Here is a 15,838-nt window from a genome sequence, read left to right on the forward strand (position 1 = left end):
TTATTTCACCGCCTCCGGCAGCGTCACAATCCACAACTCGCTGTCGGACTCCGGCTTCTTCAGCGGCTTCACGCTGAGCGTGGTTTCCACCGGTTTATCATCCAGCGTCAGCTTACCCTCCGCGTTTACCCGGTAATCCTTAAGCTTCTTGCCCTCGACCGGGTTTTGCATCGCCACCTTCACGCCAAAGTCGTTATCGTTCGCCACCGCAAGCGTTTTGCTGTCGATAAGCGCCAGCCCTTCAGCCTTCTCCTGCTGCCAGCCCAGCGCGCGGAGATCGACCATCTGCGTTTTTGACGCAAGCGTAATGCCGCGCTGCGCCAGGGTTTTCTCATCATCAAACTCTGGATACTCGCCCGGCTTGTCAAAGGCGGAAAGATCGCTCGCCTTGCTGAGATCCACCTTGTAAATCAGGTTACGCATTCCGTCGTTTTTATCGCTTCCCTGCTCAATCAGCAGGATGTGCTGATTATCGAGCGCCACGATGTCGCCGATTTTGGCGTCGCTGTTTTTGTCGTAGGCCGCGCTGTCGATAGGGTAACCGTACATCGCGGTTTTGCCGGTCGCCGGGTCAAAGCTCACCAGACGGGTGAACAGCGCCTGCTTTTTGCTCTTACCGTCGATGTCCAGCGTGCTCTGCACCGCGGCGATAATCCGTCCGTCCGGCATCCGGGTCAGGCCTTCAAAGCCCCGGTTGGGCTGGCGCCATTTGATGATGTTTGGCAGACCGCCCGCGATGGATTTTTCCCCTTCCGCGGCCTGCGGCCCGTGGATCGCGAGGATCTTGCCTTTGCTGTCGACGTTAATCAGGAACGGGCCGTACTCGTCGCACAGCCAGTAGCCGCCTTTGCCGTCCGGCGTGATGCCTTCCGTATCCAGTCCGCGGTTGTCACCCTTGAGCGTCTTTAAGGTATCGCTGAACGCCACTTCATTGGTGGAACCAATCACGCCGCTTTGCAGCGGCAGACCATTAATCTCACCTTTATCGTCATGCAGCGGGCGGGCATCAACCGCCTCCGCTTTGCCGTTCTGGACGCGGATGGTCATCAGCAGCGGCGCGAAATCTGGCGTGACAAATATTTTGGCTTCGTTTTTACCCATTTTTGGCGCATCGGCGTTGGGACCGCGATCGGTCACGGTCGCAAACGTCAGGGCATCGCCCTGCTTGCCCGTAAACAGCAGACCAGAGCCAATCCCCACCGGGAGCCCGTTCGGGAACGCATCGGCAAACGCGCCGCTGTATTTCACATGGGAGCCGTCAGGGAAGCTGACGACATAGCGCTCAGCGGTAGGCTGTGCCGCCAGGCCAGAGAAAGAGAGCGCACAACCGATAAGCACAGGAATAATTTTTCTTTTCATATTGTTAGCATCCAGTTAGTGAAGCCAACAACGTAAAGAATAAACGTGTCAGAAAAATGACATGGAAAGGCAACCGGCATGGGCGAGTGAACGTATATTCATTGCCCGGAAATGTAAGGTTGTGTTGTATTGTGTGACAACTGAAATACTTTTGGAAATTATTAGAAACTCAATTAATTCACCTCTAATCACTATCCCTTCTTCGTTCAGTTTATGTTTAGTCAAAAAATTAAACGGTTCCTAAACACCAAAACATCACCCGTTGACACCCCGGCAATTAAACAGCATTGCAACAACTTCTATAAAAAACTTAACGATATCAGCATAAAACAGCGACTTTCATCACATTTGCAGTCATAAACATCGCTTGTTAAGGTGCCCCCAGATGAATTTAATGACGAGGCATAAAACATGAAAAAACTGAATATCCTTCTTCTTTCTGCTCTGACCGCCCTCTCGGGTTCCGCTCTGGCAATGGGCGGCAGCATTGAGCAGGGTAAAAACTTTACCAACCTCAATCTCGAAATGGGGAAATCCTCATCCGGCCTGTATGCCGAAAGCAACTGGCTTAAAAACACCGATGACGGTACCCAGACCGGCGGCGTGGGCGCAGGCTACAACCTGGAAGTGGGCCCGGTGATGTTGAACGCAGGTGCGAAAGCCATCTACATCGGCCCGAAAAAAGGCGATAACGGCGTGGCGTTCCCAATCGGTGGCGGCGTAAACGTAGCCCTGACCGACAGCATCCACGTGTACGGTGAAGGCTACGTGGCGCCAGAAGGGCTGAACAACAGCGTGAAAAACTACGTGGAAGCCAACGGCGGCGTAAGCTGGACGCCGATCGCGCCGGTGACCCTGAAAGTGGGCTACCGCCACGTGAGCGTTGATGGCAAAGACGGTCGTCCGAACCATACGCTGATTGACGGCGCATATGTTGGCGGTGGAGTCACCTTCTGATGAAACACCGCATGACCGCGCTTTGCGTTCTGAGCCTCACGCTGATGCTCACCGGCTGCGTCCAGTACAAATGGGTGAAACCGGGCGTCAGCGACGTGGAAATGAATAAAAAGCTCACGGAATGCGAAGCGCAGGCACTGATCGACCTTCCCCCGGATAACGTGGTGACCGGTTCGAGCTCGGAAAAAACGGACAAATCGAAAAAGAAAAAGGATATTTCCACGAGCTACACGGTTGAAGACGCGAATGAATATCGCCGGGATACGCTGGTTGACAGCTGCATGTTTAAAAGCGGCTGGGACAAGATCGAAGTGCAATAATCCCCTTAAAAAAACCTGCCGGCTGGCAGGTTTTTTTATGACCTCTTACTTACGCACCACCACCAGCTTCTGGTTCACAAACTCTTTGATCCCCAGATCCGACAGCTCGCGTCCGTAACCGGAGCGCTTCACGCCGCCGAACGGCAACTCTGGCGCGGTATCGGTAAGCCAGTTGATGTACACCATCCCGGTCTCGATCCGGGACGCCATTTTCTTCGCGCGCTCGATATCCTGGCTGAATACCGCCCCGCCCAGGCCGTAGTGGGAATCGTTCGCCAGCGCGACCGCCTCGTCGTCGTTTTTCACCACGTATATCTGCGCCACCGGGCCGAAGAACTCTTCGAAGTACGCCGGGTTGTCGCGCGAGATGTTCGTCAGGATCGTCGGCTCGAAGAAGCTCCCGTCGCGCTGCACCGGCTTGCCGCCATAGTGCAGCGTGGCGCCGCTTTTCACCGCCTCGTTAACCTGTTTGGTCAGTGTTTCAAGCGCATCTTTCGACGACAGCGGCCCCAGCGTGGTGCTTTCGTCCAGCGGATCGCCAATCTTCACCTGCTTAAACGCTTCGGTGAATTTGCTCAGGAAAGCATCCGCAATCTTTTCATGCAGGATAAAGCGCTTCGCCGCGGTGCAGACCTGCCCGGCGTTGTTGAGGCGCGCATTCACACCAATCTTCACGGCTTTGTCCAGGTCCGCATCGTCCAGCACCACGAAGACGTCGTTACCGCCCAGCTCAAGGGTAGATTTCTTAATGTGCTTCGCCGCCTGTGCGGCCACCACGCTGCCGGCTTTTTCGGAGCCGGTTAATGCGGCGCCCTGCACGCGATCGTCGGCAATGATGTTCGCCACCTGCTCGGACGAAATAAACAGGTTGGTCCACGCCCCTTCTGGTGCGCCCGCCTCGCGCACCAGATGGGCAAAGGTCTCAGCGCAGTGCGGCACAATGCTGGCATGCTTGGCGATCACCGGGTTGCCCGCCGCCAGGTTCGGCGCCAGGACGCGCATCAGCTGATAATACGGGAAGTTCCACGGCTCAACGGCCATCAGCACGCCGATGGGGTGATGCTCCACCCACGCTTCCCCAAGCTCAGAGTCGTACTTCACCGGGGCCAGGAACTGCTTCGCATTGTCGGCGTAATAGCGGGCGATCTGCGCGCACAGCTTCACCTCGCCGCGGCTCTGTTCGATGAGCTTACCCATCTCCTGGCTGGCGATTTTCGCCAGATCCTCGGTGCGCTCGTCGATCAGGTCGGCAAGCTTATGCAGCACCGGCAGGCGCTGGCTGATGTCGCCTTTCGCCCAGTCCGAATGGTAAAGCGCATCGGCCGCCTTCAGGGCCGCTTCAATATCCGCGTCGGTATGTGAGGGGTATTCTTTGATGAGCTGGTTAGTGGCAGGATTTACTGTCTGATAAGCCATGTCGAATCTCCTTGTTTTACCGCTTAGGGTATTAAGGGTAGTCAACATGACTGGCTGTGGACGTAAAGTTGGGTATATCCGGAAGGTTCTTAATGAAGCGCTGCCAGACGGTTCGCTGACGTGGTATAAAAACGTCCTGAAGGAGTTCATATGACCGATACCCGACACATCCGGCAGACTTTTCACCGCGCCTCAGGCCTTGAGCTGCGCAGCACGTGGCAGAGCACGCAGGCGTATAAACGTCATTGTCACCCGCAGCTCTCCATCGGCGCGATTGTGGAAGGCCAGACCTGCTGCGTGTGTCATGACAGAGAATACATCCTTAACCCCGGGGACCTCATTGTGATCCCGGCCTATGCGCCGCACAGCTGCAACCCCGTCGCCGGGCAACCGCGCAGCTACCATATGCTCTATATCGACACCGATCTTCCTCTGGCGCTCCAGGTGATTCGCGACCGTACGCTCTTTAAGCGCTACCTTGAGATTGTTGAGACGATGTCGCCTGCCTCCGTGGATACGCTGCTTTCAGCCCTGCCCCGCCGCCTGGAAAACGCAGATGCGCTTCGCTCAACCAGTCAGCACGTGCGGCAGGCGTTTCTTGCCGACCTGGCCGCACCGCCTTCGCTTGACGAACTTGCCCAACGATTCTCGCTGCGCAAAGAGACGTTGATCCGCACCTTCCGGCAGGACACCGGCCTGACGCCGGGCAGCTTCCTCAACATCTCCCGCGTGGAGTTCGCCAAAGCGCGGCTACGTGCCGGGGATGACATCGCCGACGTGGGCTACCAGAGCGGCTTTGCCGACCAGAGCCATTTTCATAAGACCTTCGTCAGCTATACCGCCGCCACGCCGCGCCAGTACGCCACTGGCCGATCAATATCCGACAATAAATAGCGTTTGCATCACCGTAGTCTGACCTCAGATTGTTAACCGAGGTTGCTATGGAACTGTTCTTCCCTTCCGCTTTTCTCGCCCTGGCGCTGGCGCATTTTGTCGCCCTGTTAAGCCCGGGTCCGGACTTCTTCCTGCTGGTGGGCTACTCCGCGCGCTACCGACTGCGCGGCAGCGCCGGATTGTGCTTAGGCATCGCCGCGGGCAACGGGCTGTACATCTTACTGGTGATTATTGGCTGGAGCGCGCTGCGCCAGTTTGCCTGGCTGTTTACGCTGATAGAGCTTTGCGGCGCGCTGTACCTGCTGTGGATCGGCTCGCATCTGGTACGCAGCCAACCGCAGGCGCTGAGGCTGAATGAAACCCGTCAGCACTGCCCTTCGCTGCGCAAGCAGATCCTGCTGGGGCTCGGCTCGGCGCTGCTTAATCCGAAGAACGCGCTGTTCTATCTGGCGCTGATGACGGCGCTACTGGGACCGGACGTGACGCTGCTTCAGCAGGCAACGCGCGGCGTCTGGATGGTGATGATGGTGCTGGTGTGGGATCTGGCTCTGGTGTCGCTGATGGGGCTATCGTCGGTTCAACAGAAGCTCAGCCGTGCGCTGTGGTGGATTGAGCGCACGGCGGGGGTGGTGCTGATGGGGTTTGGCGGGTGGGTGCTGTGGCGGGTGATATGAAAGAATCTTATCAGCCGTTTTCTATGCCCCTAACCGATAATCCCAGTCATCCGAGTGAATAACGTTACCGTCACGGTAATGCCAGGTAATCTTTTTATAACGAAGCAAAACAAGCTCAAGATGACCCTGTTTTTCATGGTAAGTCTCTTTCACGTCATGCATTAATGAAAACACCGTGACGACCTTCACCGCTTCCAGCGTTATCGTGAAATAGATTTCTTCCTGACCGGCATCATTGATTCTGTACAGGTCGATAGTCGCTTTCCTGAACGTACCGCCCGTGCTGAGTGCTTTATAGAGAAAAACACTGGAGGCATCTATTTCTTTCTCAATAAGAAAGGGACGATGCTGGCGTTTGCTCAATGCTCTGCCATTATGCAGGTCAGAATTATAGCTTACGTTATGATAGAGCCCTAAAACCTCAATCTGGTTTTCACGGTCTTTAACTTTCACGCTGCCTTTTATGCTATTACCCGCATCGTCAGTTAATGGCATATATCCCGGAATGGCCATTTACATATCCTTATCGAATGGAACAGAGTGTTCAACAGTTGAGATCATAACGGCGAGACATCTTTGACCCTGCGGGGTTGTTATTTTAAACATTTCCCTGATTGAATCCACAAAGAGCTTATTACCCTCTGCTTCCGTTTCTGGATAACTGGCAAAAGCACAGATTTGTTGAATAGTGAGTAAGGGCTTATCGTCTTTTAAAATGGCTAAAACGCCTGCAGGATTATGAGGGATAGCTTCAGAAAGCGCTGCTTTTAAGTCTTCAGCCGTACTGGCGTCCACGCCCGGCTCAAGAGCACTCGCGACAGCTAACCATTTCTGATTTCCTTTGCTAATCTCTGGGATAACATGATTCCACCATTCCGACTCATCGCTATCATTAGCATATAATTGTGCAACAACATGCCTGGCGCCTTTGCCGTTTATCATCTGCAAGATCTGTTCAGGAGTGTGTTTTTTGGCAAATAAACCCATCGGTAAGCACAAGAAGAATAGCGCAATAATATACTTCATTATCGCACCACCAGTATTGTATCACCCGAATCATAAATCAAATGACGCTTGTCCTGACCGTTCATAATGATGCAACCTGCTGACGCAGAACCTGGTGGCTGACCTTTTTTATCACCATGAATTTGAAAATGATCTCTACCAAAGGTATTGGTCCCCGCTATAGGCTCAAGAATAATGGCCTCAGCACTTTTATGATTATTCCACCCGGCAGTAAAATAAATACCTCTGGGAATAGGCCCTCTGTTTCGTTGACTTTCACACTCTGGCTTATCTTTCGATTCACCCGCACCGCTGTAGCAGTTAGCGACAAACACACCATTATGGCTCAATACCCCCGTCGAAACTTTATACTCCCATGTCATCGATACCGCCTCCTTTCATAAATAGTCCTTTATCTTATGGCTAACAGGAGCGTTAAAATGACTACGACGGTCACAAAACATTACGTCCGAAAATAAATAAGCACAAAAAATATAGAAAAATTAATAATAGATAATTTAGATGTATCTATTTTTTATATAGACGACATTTGTTCACACTGAGAATGCGTCTCCCCCTTACACCAGTTTTGCACTTTTGGTTCACTTGCCTCTATCCTTAACCCATGGAAAAAATAGCTGAACTCAAACGCGCCAAGCTGCTGGCGCTGTCGCTGCTGCTGGTTGCCGCCGCGGCCTTCATCACTACCCTGTTCCTGCCGCAGACCTTCTGGGTGCGCGGCGTCAAGGCCATTGCCGAGGCGGCAATGGTCGGCGCGCTGGCTGACTGGTTTGCGGTCGTCGCGCTGTTCCGCCGGGTGCCGATTCCCTTTATCTCCCGCCATACGGCGATCATCCCGCGCAATAAAGACCGGATCGGCGACAATCTCGGCCAGTTTGTGCAGGAGAAGTTTCTCGATACCCAGTCGCTGGTGGCGTTGATCCGCCGCTATGAGCCCGCGCAGATGATTGGTGCCTGGTTCAGCAAGCCCGACAACGCCCAGCGCGTCGGGCTGCATCTGATGCAGGTGATGAGCGGTTTTCTCGAACTCACCGACGACGGGCGCATTCAGCGCCTGCTCAAACGCGCGGTGCATAAGGCCATCGACAAGGTCGACTTCACTGAAACCAGCGCCGTGATGCTGGAGAGCATGACCAAAAACAACCGCCATCAGGTGCTGCTGGACGCCATCATCAATCGCCTGATTACCCTGATTCAGCGGGAAAGCACGCGGGACTTTATCGCCGACCAGATCGTCCACTGGCTCAAGACCGAGCATCCGCGCAAGGCGATGGTGCTGCCCACCGAGTGGCTGGGCGATCAAAGCGCGGAGATGGTGTCAAACGCGGTGAACACGCTGCTGGACGATATCAGCCACGACCGCACGCACCAGATCCGCCAGGCGTTTGACCGCGCCACGCTGAAGCTTATCGACAACCTGAAAAACGATCCTGAGATGGCGGCAAAAGCCGACAACATCAAGCACTACCTGAAAAACGATGAGGCGTTTAACCGCTATCTGGGCGAGATGTGGGCCGATCTGCGCCAGTGGCTGAAGGCGGATATGCAGAGTGAGGACTCGCGCGTGAAGCAGCGCATCGCCAACGCCGGGCTGTGGTTTGGTGAAACGCTGACGAACGATGCGAACCTGCAGGCCTCGCTGAACGAGCATCTGGAGCAGGCCGCGCACCGCCTCGCGCCGGATTTTGCCGCGTTCCTGACACGCCATATCAGCGACACGGTGAAAAGCTGGGATGCCAAAGACATGTCCCGCCAGATTGAGCTGAACATTGGCAAGGATCTGCAGTTTATCCGCGTCAACGGCACCCTGGTGGGCGGGACGATTGGCCTGATCCTGTTTTTACTCTCGCAAATCCCGACGCTTATCCATTGAGCGTCCTGAGGATCAGCGCCTTCATGCTGGAAATAGCGGCATTGGCGGAGGCGCTTCCCTGATGCAGCGCTATTCCCAACTCTCCTGTATCTGGCAGCAGGCGGCTGTCGACCTGTAACGTCTCGGGCAGGCCAATACGCGTGCGGAGCGTAATACCCAGCCCTGCGCTGACGCCCGCCCACAGTCCGCTCAGGCTATAGCTGGTAAAAGCGATACGCCAGGGAATACCTGCGGCATCCAGCGCTGCGATAGCCCGGCTTCGCAAGAGGCAGGGGGCGTCAAACATTACCAGCGGCAGCGGCTCACCTCGCTGCAGAAGTACCTCAATGTCCTCGCTGGACCGGCAAATCCACTTTAGCGGCTCGCTTCGCACATAGTCGCCTTCTCGTCCTTCCTGCCAGACCAGCGCCAGATCGAGTTCGTTTGCCGCCACGCCCCGCAGCAGCGGCGGGTTGCGATCGACGCGCGCGATCATGCGAAGCTCAGGGTGTTGTCTGTGAAAATCGCCGATAACCTGCGGCATCACGGACTCCCCAAAGTCCTCCTGCATACCCAGACGCACCTCGCCCTGAAGCAACTCCCCCCTGATAGCCCGGAGCGCTTCATCATTTAATGCCAGCATGCGTCGGGCGTAGCTCAGCAGAATTTCACCCTCCCGGGTCAGAGCCAGCGTACGCCCCTGCTTCACGGTGAGCGCCACGCCGCACTGCTGCTCCAGCTTTTTTAGCTGGGCGCTGACCGCAGAGGTGGACCGACACAGCCTGTCCGCCGCCTCGGCAAAGCTGGTGGATTGAATACCCTCCACAAAGCTGCGCAGCGCGTCCAGGTCTAATGCTGAAAAGCGTTTATCCATATCATCCTCATTTTCAGGACATTTGGTCCTGAACATTGTGATTTTATTTATGGTGGCAGCCTGCGAGAGTGATTTCCAGACGACAGGAGGAATAAAAATGAGCACAACACTGAATCGCGACACGCTTGCGCAGGTCTCCCCTAAGCTGGCGGAACTCAGCCAGCAGGTGCTGTTTGGCGATATCTGGCAGCGTCCGCAGCTGGCCCCGCGGGATCGCAGCCTGATCACGCTTGCCGCCCTGGCCGCCCTGGGGCGTACTGCGCAGCTTCCCTGGCATATCGACTTTGCCCGACAAAACGGCGTGACGGACGACGAGATTGCCGAAGCGTTTACCCATCTGGCGTTTTACGCAGGCTGGCCGGCAGCCGTCAGCGCCCTGACCTGCCTGGCAGAGGAGAAACAATAATGCCGTTTGTTCGCATCATGACGGGTGGCCGCTATAGCGAGAAGCAGAAAAAACAGATCTCGGACATTCTGCACCAGGCGCTAACGGAAACCTTCGCCGTTCCCGCGCAGGACCGGTTTCATTTTTTTGAATGCTTCACTGCCGGGGATCGATACGTTGATCGGCACTATCTCAGCCCGGGCAGAACGGAGGGGGCGATACTGTTCAATATCGTGGCCGGTAAGCCGAGGAGCGATGAACAAAAAGCGGCGCTCTACCGCCAGTTGGCTGCGCATCTGAATGAGAGGATGGGCATCAATGGTGGGGACGTGATGGTCGTTATCCAGTTTACTGCCGCTGAAGACTGGAGCTTCAGCGGCGGCATACGCTATCAGCCCTGAATGACGTAGCGCGTCGCCTCGAAGCGGTTCAGGATCAGGTGCACCAGAAAGACCATCGTCAGCGTCGCCACCAGCGAAAAGGTAACGGAGGTGATGCGGTACAGATCGCTGAACACCAGGTCCGTGTCCGGGTGCATGTTCTGCCCGAACATTATCCCGATGGTGGTGATGCTGGAGAAGCCCACGCCCGCCCCCACCTTCTCCATCACGTGGAGTCGCGCACCAAACGCCAGCCCAAGGCCGATCAGCGGCATCATCAATAGCATATGGCTGCTGTGATCGTAGAGGATCAGCTGCACCACCAGAATATAGAGGCAGCCCAGCACCACGCCGACCACGCGCCAGATGGAGCTCATCACCGAACCGCGATAGTGCATCGGGAACAGGATCAAAATCCCCGCCATCAGCGCCGAAAGCGAATCGCTTAAATCGCTGATCTGAAAAACGACGAATATCAGCGTCGCGACGGTGCCGGAGAGCAGCGACTCGTGGCGCACGCGGGCGTCGTCTTTCTCAATCAGCGGCGGCGGCTTGCGGGGCTCCACGTCCGGCAGGAGGTAATTCATCAGCGCGCTCAGGCACACCGCCATGACGCTGGCTTCGATGTTGGAGAACAAAAGCGTGTGCCAGTTGGTGGTGGGGTAGCTCATAAAGTTGAGCATCACGCTCTGGCACACCACGCCCATGGACCCGAACAAAAACAGCGGCCCTTTACTCATAAAGCGAAAGCGCATCACGTACAGGGCGAAGACCACCAGCGTCATGATCACCGGCCATTGCGCCAGATAGCCGATAATAATCACCATTTCAACGCAGTTTAGCGCGGCGCTGAAGATAAACTGCTTCGCCACGTGGCGGTTAAACACCGGCACCAGCGACAGCAGCATGATCGGGTAGACCACGAAAAATACGCCATAGCTGGTGTTGTAGAAGCTGGAGATGCTGAGCGCAATCATCCCGGCAAAGACGATGCGCAGGGTCTGGCGAAAGTCGTTTGCCGTATAGACGATGTTGCCGTGCGGGGTAAAGACCCGCGCCAGGGTGCTAATAGACATAGTGAAGCAGGCTCACCAGGTGGATCTGCATCCCGGAGAAGAAGCGCGCAAACGGCCCTTCGCTGTTGTAAAGCTGCACGGTCGCGCGGGCGCCGGTCGGCAGATGCTTCGGCAACGCCTCGTCCAGCGTCACGTGAATGCGCATGCGCTGAGCGTCGCGCACCCAGCGGTTAGAGGTTTCCGGCTCGGAAAGCTGGCCGTTAACGGCCTCCTGACCTGCCAGGATCCCCGCGTCGCTGCTGGTGACGTGGGCGCGGAAAACGTGTCCCGGAAAGGCGTCAAACACCACGGCCGCATCGGTGCCCTGACGAGTATGGCGCAGGCTCTTCTCGCGGAAATCGGCCACGATGTCGGTCTGGTTGTTCACCAGCGCCAGCGCGGCTGAGCCCGAGGAGGCGTAAAAGCCCGGGCTTAACTGCAGGTTACTGACCGTGCCGTCCGCCTGGGCGTAAACCTTCGTCCAGCCGAGATTGAGTTCCGCTTCATCCAGCGCGTTGCGGTATTTTTGCAGCGTCACGTTGCGGTGCTCGTCCCGCTCGCCGCGCTGGATGCGCAGGTTATGGATGTTGGCCTGAATTGAGCTGACGGACTGTTCGCTGCTCTGCCAGGTCGTGCGGACTTTATCCAGATCCGCCTGCGAGACGTTCTGCAGGGTGCTCAGCTTCTGGTAGCGATCAAAGGTTACTTTGTCGTTACGCGCGGTCAGCACGGCGGTTTTCAGGCTGGCCTGCGCGGCGGCGATCTGCGCATCCAGCTGTTCGTTGGACAGGCGTGCCTGCTCGAGCGCGATTTGCGCCGCCTCCACCTTATTGCGAAACGGCGTGTCATCGAGCTCAAACAGCAGATCGCCTCTCTTCACCTGGCTGTTGTTGTGGACATGTACCGCCGCCACGTAACCGGAGACGCGCGGAGACACCGGCGTCACCACGCGCATCACGGTGGAGTCCGGCGTCAGCGGGATCCAGATATCCGCGACGATAAAGTAGACAAACATCAGCAGGAAAGAGGCAATACTCACCCTTACCCAGCGGGCAAACTTTTGTTCAGGGGTCATTATTTTTCGGTCTTGTTATCTTCTTCGCGGATTGTCCGCAAATTGCAGGCGATTTGATTCAACGTGGCGCTGAAAATGTCGAGATGTTCCGGCGCGATGTTTTGCGATACGCGCGCCTGATACGTCTCAATCACCTGAGTGAGCCTTTGTAACAGGGCTTTTCCCTCAGACGTCAGCGTCAGAAGCCGGATGCGCTTGTCATAAGGCGATACGGCGCGCAGCAGGTATCCCTGCTTTTCCAGCTGTGTCAGGGTGCGCATCAGCGGCGGCAGTTCAATGCCCTGCACCTCCGCCAGCTCACTCATTGAGACGTTATCCCCGAGCTGATGAAGCTGCATCATCACCGTCCAGCTCGACTGGGTTAACCCGGTATCGAGAATGGCCTCGTCGATGACGGCACGCCACTGACGCACGATCATCGCCATCCGCATGCCCATCGGTCTGCGGCAGAACAGTTCTTCTTCACTCATGGGGAAACCTCTCGTCACACGCGGCCAAGATAATAGTTATCAGGGTAAGTATCAAGAAACGAGAGGCGAAAGCGCAGGAATTGCGAAAAGGGTGTTCTCCCTCTCCCTGTGGGAGAGGGGCGGGGTGAGGGCATCAGCCCGCAGCGGCGTTTAGCGGCTAAAATGCTTCCTGACGGCACTTTTCCCCGACGCCGTCACCACCACCTCCCGATACCCCGCCACCCGCTGGATCCAGCCTTTACTTTCAAGATGGTCGAGCAGCAACGCGCCGGCTTCTCCGCCCAGGTGAAACCGCCGCTCGCTCCAGTCCAGGCAGGCGCAGCAGGCCTTCCGGCGCGGATGCGCGCTTAACGAAATGCCGAGCGTCAGGAACTGCTCCCGACCGTACAGCGTCAGCGCTGAACCGTCAGCCTCCAGCCAGCCTTCCGCCTGCATGAAATCATAGATCTGCACCGCCACCGCGCCTGCGAGATGGTCATAGCAGGTCCGCGCTTCGCGCATGGCTTTCGGCGCGCTGGTTTCCGGTGGGGTAATGCGGCTCCAGGAGAGCCCCATCATCTGCTCCACCAGCGCCGCCACGTCGTGCCCGGCAAGACGATAATAGCGATGCCGCCCTTGCGACAGGCAGGTAATCAGTTGCCCTTCAACCAGCCGGGAGAGATGCCCGCTGGCGGTCGACGGCGCAACGTCAGCCGCCGCGCTCAGTTCGGTGGCCGTCCACGCCCGTCCGTCCATCAGGGCACAGAGCATCTTCACGCGCGACGGATCGGCCATTGCTGCCGCCACCGCGGCAATCGCCTTTTCCAGCAACGCGCTGTTGTCAGGGGGTAAACTCGTCTTAAGCATGGGCCGCCCAGGGTTCGGTGATCTCAGCGGCCAGCTTATCATTATCCGTCAGCAGAATAAGGTGATTCGCATGGTCGCTGTACTGAGTCAGAATAGACACACCACGTGCCGCCAGCGCCGCTGCGATCTCACCCAGCTCGCCAGGGCGTTCCTGCTTAAGCTTTCTGATCACCGGCTTTCGCACCGCCTTCACGGTAAACCCGGCGTCGAGCAGCACGCGTCGCGCTTTTTCCCCGTCTTCCACCAGGAAATGGGCATGTGTACCAAATACGCCACCGCCCTCCAGCCCCACGCCGTTGCGGCCCAGCAGCTGCCCAAAGCGCGCCAGTTCACCCGGGATATCGCGAAAAATGACATGAACGTCATACATCGGCATGCCCTCCGGTTTCAGAGGTATATTCCCGCACGAGCTGCACCACCCGAATGCGGTAGTACGCAAAAATCGACTCCCGTCCTTCGGCCTGCGCCGCCTGATGAAAGACGTTCTGCTTCCAGCGGCGGACGGCCTCTTCATCCCGCCACCAGGAAAGGGAGAGGATTTTGCCGTCGGTGGTCAGGCTCTGGAACCGCTCGATATCAATAAAGCCGTCGATGTCGGCCAGCAGCGGCTTAAGTTCGGCGGCCAGCTGAAGATAGCGCGCCTGATGGGCAGGCGCGGCTTTGGCTTCGAAAAGGACTGCGATCATGGTTTTCTCTCCGTTGTGATGTTGGGGAGAGAATGCAGGATGGAAAAGCACGATGCTTCGGTAAATAGCGAAGTTTTATCCCACAATCGACCTCGGCTCCATAAACGCCCGAATTCCCCACTCGCCCATCTCGCGCCCCAAACCGGAGTGCTTAAACCCGCCGAACGGCGCTTTCGGTTCATGGGCCAGGGTGTTCACCAGCACGCGACCGGAAACAATCTGCTGCGCCACGCGTCGCGCGCGGTCCACATCGCCGCCCAGCACCATCGCGCTCAGGCCATAGTCGGTGTCGTTGGCAATGGCGATCGCCTCCGCCTCGTCACGATAGGGGAGCACGCACAGCACCGGGCCGAAGATCTCGTCGCGGGCAACGGTCATCCGGTTGTTCACGTCGGCAAACAGCGTCGGACGCACAAACCAGCCGTCCTGCGTGCCTTCCGGCCGCCCTTCACCGCCCGCCAGCAGGCGCGCCCCTTCTTCGAGGCCTTTACGGATATAGCCCTGCACCCGCAACCACTGCTTCTCGCTGACCATCGGGCCGACGTCTGTCGCACTGTTGCGCGGGTCTCCGGAGTTCACCGCCGCCACGGCCTGCGCCAGCCCGGTTTCGATCTCCGCCTTGAGCGAGTAAGGCACCAGAATGCGCGTCCCGGCCACGCACGCCTGCCCGCTGTTCATAAACCCGGCCTGAATCACCAGCGGGATCGCCTGCGCCAGATCCACATCATCCAGCAGGATCGTCGGCGATTTACCGCCCAACTCCAGGGTCACGCGCTTAAAGCTTTCCGCCGCGTTGCGCAGGATCGCCTTGCCGGTATTCGTGGAGCCGGTAAACGAGATTTTTGCCACGTCCGGATGGCGGCTAATGGTTTCACCTACCGTCTCGCCGCGTCCGGTGACGATATTAAATACCCCTTGCGGTAATTCAGCATCGCGCAGCGCTTCGGTGACAATCTGCGTTTGCAGGGCGCTCATTTCGCTCGGCTTGATCACCGCCGTGCAGCCCGCGGCGAGCGCGGCCGCCAGTTTGCCGCAGATAAACCCGGCATCGCTGTTCCACGGCGTAATCAGCCCGGCCACGCCAAGCGGCGTCATCTGCACCGTTGCGGCACCTGCGGGGGTGACAAACTCAAACGCCTCCAGCGCCTCGATGGCCTGAGCAATCACCTCTGCCGGATAGCTTGCCATCCATGCCGAGCGCGAGGCGGGCGCGCCGTACTCCTCGACAATGGCGTCCAGCAGCGCATCGTGACGGGCGGCCACGGCGGCGTGCATGCGCTTCAGCGCGGCGATGCGTTCCTGCTTTGTGGTCTGCGACCACGCCGGAAACGCCGCTTTCGCCGCCGCGATAGCGCGTTCAGCGTCAACCTCATCCGCCAGACGAACCTGGCCGATGACCTGCGCCGTCGCCGGATTGTACAAATCAAAACGTTCGGTCCCGTGCGGGGTAACAAACTCGCCGTTAATAAAAATCTGTTCGATGGTGTGCATATAAACCTCCTCAAGCTGTGTGAGACCAGTCTGTCACGGCTTCTCCGTTGCGATAATCCACGCTATGCTGCAAGGGTT

20 protein-coding genes are annotated in these 15,838 nt (G+C 57.2%); 7 read left to right on the plus strand and 13 right to left on the minus strand.

Translation table 11 applies throughout. From position 1 onward, the window contains the following. Positions 1-1,359 carry an esterase-like activity of phytase family protein gene (locus BM007_RS13430; protein WP_139210912.1) on the minus strand — a complete coding sequence of 453 codons (1,359 nt, stop codon included), beginning with the start codon at positions 1,357-1,359 and terminating at the stop codon, positions 1-3. Positions 1,360-1,770: 411 nt separating this feature from the next. On the opposite strand from BM007_RS13430, the gene BM007_RS13435 reads away from it, so the two are divergent. After that, positions 1,771-2,316, plus strand: coding sequence for a YfaZ family outer membrane protein (locus tag BM007_RS13435; RefSeq protein WP_047746519.1), 546 nt, complete (start codon positions 1,771-1,773; stop codon positions 2,314-2,316). Next, positions 2,316-2,636, plus strand: a complete 321-nt coding sequence (locus tag BM007_RS13440; RefSeq protein WP_048992924.1) for a hypothetical protein — start codon at positions 2,316-2,318, stop codon at positions 2,634-2,636. The genes BM007_RS13435 and BM007_RS13440 overlap by 1 nt, the downstream gene beginning before the upstream one ends. Positions 2,637-2,681: 45 nt before the next feature. Here the strand turns inward: BM007_RS13440 and BM007_RS13445 are convergent, their stop codons facing one another. Further along, positions 2,682-4,052: an NAD-dependent succinate-semialdehyde dehydrogenase gene (locus tag BM007_RS13445; RefSeq protein ID WP_090419179.1), complete on the minus strand. Its 1,371-nt coding sequence runs from the start codon at positions 4,050-4,052 to the stop codon at positions 2,682-2,684. A gap of 150 nt (positions 4,053-4,202) precedes the next feature. Here BM007_RS13445 and BM007_RS13450 point away from each other — a divergent pair, with 150 nt between their 5' ends. Together BM007_RS13450 and BM007_RS13455 are read left to right on the plus strand one after the other, a co-directional pair. Then, on the plus strand, positions 4,203-4,946 hold the full coding sequence (locus BM007_RS13450; protein WP_032649933.1) for a helix-turn-helix domain-containing protein: 744 nt from the start codon (positions 4,203-4,205) through the stop codon (positions 4,944-4,946). A gap of 47 nt (positions 4,947-4,993) precedes the next feature. Beyond that, positions 4,994-5,620, plus strand: coding sequence for a LysE family translocator (locus BM007_RS13455; RefSeq protein WP_090419181.1), 627 nt, complete (start codon positions 4,994-4,996; stop codon positions 5,618-5,620). A 21-nt stretch (positions 5,621-5,641) separates the two neighbouring features. Here the strand turns inward: BM007_RS13455 and tssD are convergent, their stop codons facing one another. From tssD to BM007_RS13470, 3 genes are read right to left on the minus strand one after another with little or no spacing between them, the layout of a single operon-like run. Beyond that, positions 5,642-6,133, minus strand: coding sequence for a type VI secretion system tube protein TssD (gene tssD / locus BM007_RS13460; RefSeq protein ID WP_090419183.1), 492 nt, complete (start codon positions 6,131-6,133; stop codon positions 5,642-5,644). Further along, a complete protein-coding gene (locus tag BM007_RS13465; protein WP_090419186.1) occupies positions 6,134-6,646 on the minus strand; it encodes a hypothetical protein in 513 nt (170 codons plus the stop codon). Beyond that, the gene (locus BM007_RS13470; RefSeq protein WP_090419189.1) at positions 6,646-7,008 is read right to left on the minus strand and encodes a tlde1 domain-containing protein; all 363 of its coding nucleotides are present in this window, start codon (positions 7,006-7,008) and stop codon (positions 6,646-6,648) included. Before BM007_RS13470 ends, BM007_RS13465 begins: the two co-directional genes overlap by 1 nt. A 242-nt stretch (positions 7,009-7,250) precedes the next feature. Between BM007_RS13470 and BM007_RS13475 the strand changes: the two genes are divergently transcribed. After that, positions 7,251-8,519, plus strand: coding sequence for a DUF445 domain-containing protein (locus BM007_RS13475; RefSeq protein WP_090419192.1), 1,269 nt, complete (start codon positions 7,251-7,253; stop codon positions 8,517-8,519). Here BM007_RS13475 and BM007_RS13480 read toward each other — a convergent pair. Beyond that, complete coding sequence (locus BM007_RS13480; RefSeq protein WP_090419195.1) at positions 8,509-9,372, minus strand: LysR substrate-binding domain-containing protein; 864 nt, start codon at positions 9,370-9,372, stop codon at positions 8,509-8,511. The genes BM007_RS13475 and BM007_RS13480 overlap by 11 nt on opposite strands. A gap of 97 nt (positions 9,373-9,469) precedes the next feature. Between BM007_RS13480 and BM007_RS13485 the strand changes: the two genes are divergently transcribed. Together BM007_RS13485 and BM007_RS13490 are read left to right on the plus strand one after the other, a co-directional pair. After that, positions 9,470-9,778 (plus strand): carboxymuconolactone decarboxylase family protein, encoded by a 309-nt coding sequence (locus BM007_RS13485; protein WP_024908308.1) that lies wholly within the window; start codon positions 9,470-9,472, stop codon positions 9,776-9,778. Next, positions 9,778-10,158, plus strand: coding sequence for a tautomerase family protein (locus BM007_RS13490; protein WP_090419198.1), 381 nt, complete (start codon positions 9,778-9,780; stop codon positions 10,156-10,158). The genes BM007_RS13485 and BM007_RS13490 overlap by 1 nt, the downstream gene beginning before the upstream one ends. Here BM007_RS13490 and BM007_RS13495 read toward each other — a convergent pair. The 7 genes from BM007_RS13495 to BM007_RS13525 all read right to left on the minus strand — a co-directional run bounded on the left by BM007_RS13495 (position 10,149) and on the right by BM007_RS13525 (position 15,760). Further along, the gene (locus BM007_RS13495; RefSeq protein ID WP_090419202.1) at positions 10,149-11,213 is read right to left on the minus strand and encodes a DUF2955 domain-containing protein; all 1,065 of its coding nucleotides are present in this window, start codon (positions 11,211-11,213) and stop codon (positions 10,149-10,151) included. The genes BM007_RS13490 and BM007_RS13495 overlap by 10 nt on opposite strands. Continuing rightward, positions 11,203-12,270 (minus strand): HlyD family secretion protein, encoded by a 1,068-nt coding sequence (locus BM007_RS13500; RefSeq protein ID WP_090419205.1) that lies wholly within the window; start codon positions 12,268-12,270, stop codon positions 11,203-11,205. Before BM007_RS13500 ends, BM007_RS13495 begins: the two co-directional genes overlap by 11 nt. Further along, positions 12,267-12,737, minus strand: coding sequence for a MarR family winged helix-turn-helix transcriptional regulator (locus BM007_RS13505; protein ID WP_090419208.1), 471 nt, complete (start codon positions 12,735-12,737; stop codon positions 12,267-12,269). Before BM007_RS13505 ends, BM007_RS13500 begins: the two co-directional genes overlap by 4 nt. 150 nt (positions 12,738-12,887) lie before the next feature. Continuing rightward, complete coding sequence (locus tag BM007_RS13510) at positions 12,888-13,583, minus strand: ArsR/SmtB family transcription factor (RefSeq protein WP_090419211.1); 696 nt, start codon at positions 13,581-13,583, stop codon at positions 12,888-12,890. Continuing rightward, on the minus strand, positions 13,576-13,953 hold the full coding sequence (locus BM007_RS13515; RefSeq protein ID WP_061716024.1) for a hypothetical protein: 378 nt from the start codon (positions 13,951-13,953) through the stop codon (positions 13,576-13,578). Before BM007_RS13515 ends, BM007_RS13510 begins: the two co-directional genes overlap by 8 nt. Further along, a complete protein-coding gene (locus BM007_RS13520) occupies positions 13,946-14,269 on the minus strand; it encodes an antibiotic biosynthesis monooxygenase family protein (RefSeq protein ID WP_090419214.1) in 324 nt (107 codons plus the stop codon). Before BM007_RS13520 ends, BM007_RS13515 begins: the two co-directional genes overlap by 8 nt. 75 nt (positions 14,270-14,344) lie before the next feature. Next, positions 14,345-15,760, minus strand: coding sequence for an aldehyde dehydrogenase family protein (locus BM007_RS13525; RefSeq protein WP_090419217.1), 1,416 nt, complete (start codon positions 15,758-15,760; stop codon positions 14,345-14,347). Positions 15,761-15,838: the final 78 nt, after the last annotated feature.

Source organism: Enterobacter sp. NFIX59, assembly GCF_900113755.1.
Classification (GTDB): Bacteria; Pseudomonadota; Gammaproteobacteria; order Enterobacterales; family Enterobacteriaceae; genus Enterobacter; species Enterobacter pseudoroggenkampii.

Coding starts and splice junctions, on each gene's coding strand:
- BM007_RS13430 (WP_139210912.1), bottom strand. CDS start 1,359: ATGAAAAGAAAAATTATTCCTGTGCTTATCGGTTGTGCGCTCTCTTTC.
- BM007_RS13435 (WP_047746519.1), top strand. CDS start 1,771: ATGAAAAAACTGAATATCCTTCTTCTTTCTGCTCTGACCGCCCTCTCG.
- BM007_RS13440 (WP_048992924.1), top strand. CDS start 2,316: ATGAAACACCGCATGACCGCGCTTTGCGTTCTGAGCCTCACGCTGATG.
- BM007_RS13445 (WP_090419179.1), bottom strand. CDS start 4,052: ATGGCTTATCAGACAGTAAATCCTGCCACTAACCAGCTCATCAAAGAA.
- BM007_RS13450 (WP_032649933.1), top strand. CDS start 4,203: ATGACCGATACCCGACACATCCGGCAGACTTTTCACCGCGCCTCAGGC.
- BM007_RS13455 (WP_090419181.1), top strand. CDS start 4,994: ATGGAACTGTTCTTCCCTTCCGCTTTTCTCGCCCTGGCGCTGGCGCAT.
- tssD (WP_090419183.1), bottom strand. CDS start 6,133: ATGGCCATTCCGGGATATATGCCATTAACTGACGATGCGGGTAATAGC.
- BM007_RS13465 (WP_090419186.1), bottom strand. CDS start 6,646: ATGAAGTATATTATTGCGCTATTCTTCTTGTGCTTACCGATGGGTTTA.
- BM007_RS13470 (WP_090419189.1), bottom strand. CDS start 7,008: ATGACATGGGAGTATAAAGTTTCGACGGGGGTATTGAGCCATAATGGT.
- BM007_RS13475 (WP_090419192.1), top strand. CDS start 7,251: ATGGAAAAAATAGCTGAACTCAAACGCGCCAAGCTGCTGGCGCTGTCG.
- BM007_RS13480 (WP_090419195.1), bottom strand. CDS start 9,372: ATGGATAAACGCTTTTCAGCATTAGACCTGGACGCGCTGCGCAGCTTT.
- BM007_RS13485 (WP_024908308.1), top strand. CDS start 9,470: ATGAGCACAACACTGAATCGCGACACGCTTGCGCAGGTCTCCCCTAAG.
- BM007_RS13490 (WP_090419198.1), top strand. CDS start 9,778: ATGCCGTTTGTTCGCATCATGACGGGTGGCCGCTATAGCGAGAAGCAG.
- BM007_RS13495 (WP_090419202.1), bottom strand. CDS start 11,213: ATGTCTATTAGCACCCTGGCGCGGGTCTTTACCCCGCACGGCAACATC.
- BM007_RS13505 (WP_090419208.1), bottom strand. CDS start 12,737: ATGAGTGAAGAAGAACTGTTCTGCCGCAGACCGATGGGCATGCGGATG.
- BM007_RS13510 (WP_090419211.1), bottom strand. CDS start 13,583: ATGCTTAAGACGAGTTTACCCCCTGACAACAGCGCGTTGCTGGAAAAG.
- BM007_RS13515 (WP_061716024.1), bottom strand. CDS start 13,953: ATGTATGACGTTCATGTCATTTTTCGCGATATCCCGGGTGAACTGGCG.
- BM007_RS13520 (WP_090419214.1), bottom strand. CDS start 14,269: ATGATCGCAGTCCTTTTCGAAGCCAAAGCCGCGCCTGCCCATCAGGCG.
- BM007_RS13525 (WP_090419217.1), bottom strand. CDS start 15,760: ATGCACACCATCGAACAGATTTTTATTAACGGCGAGTTTGTTACCCCG.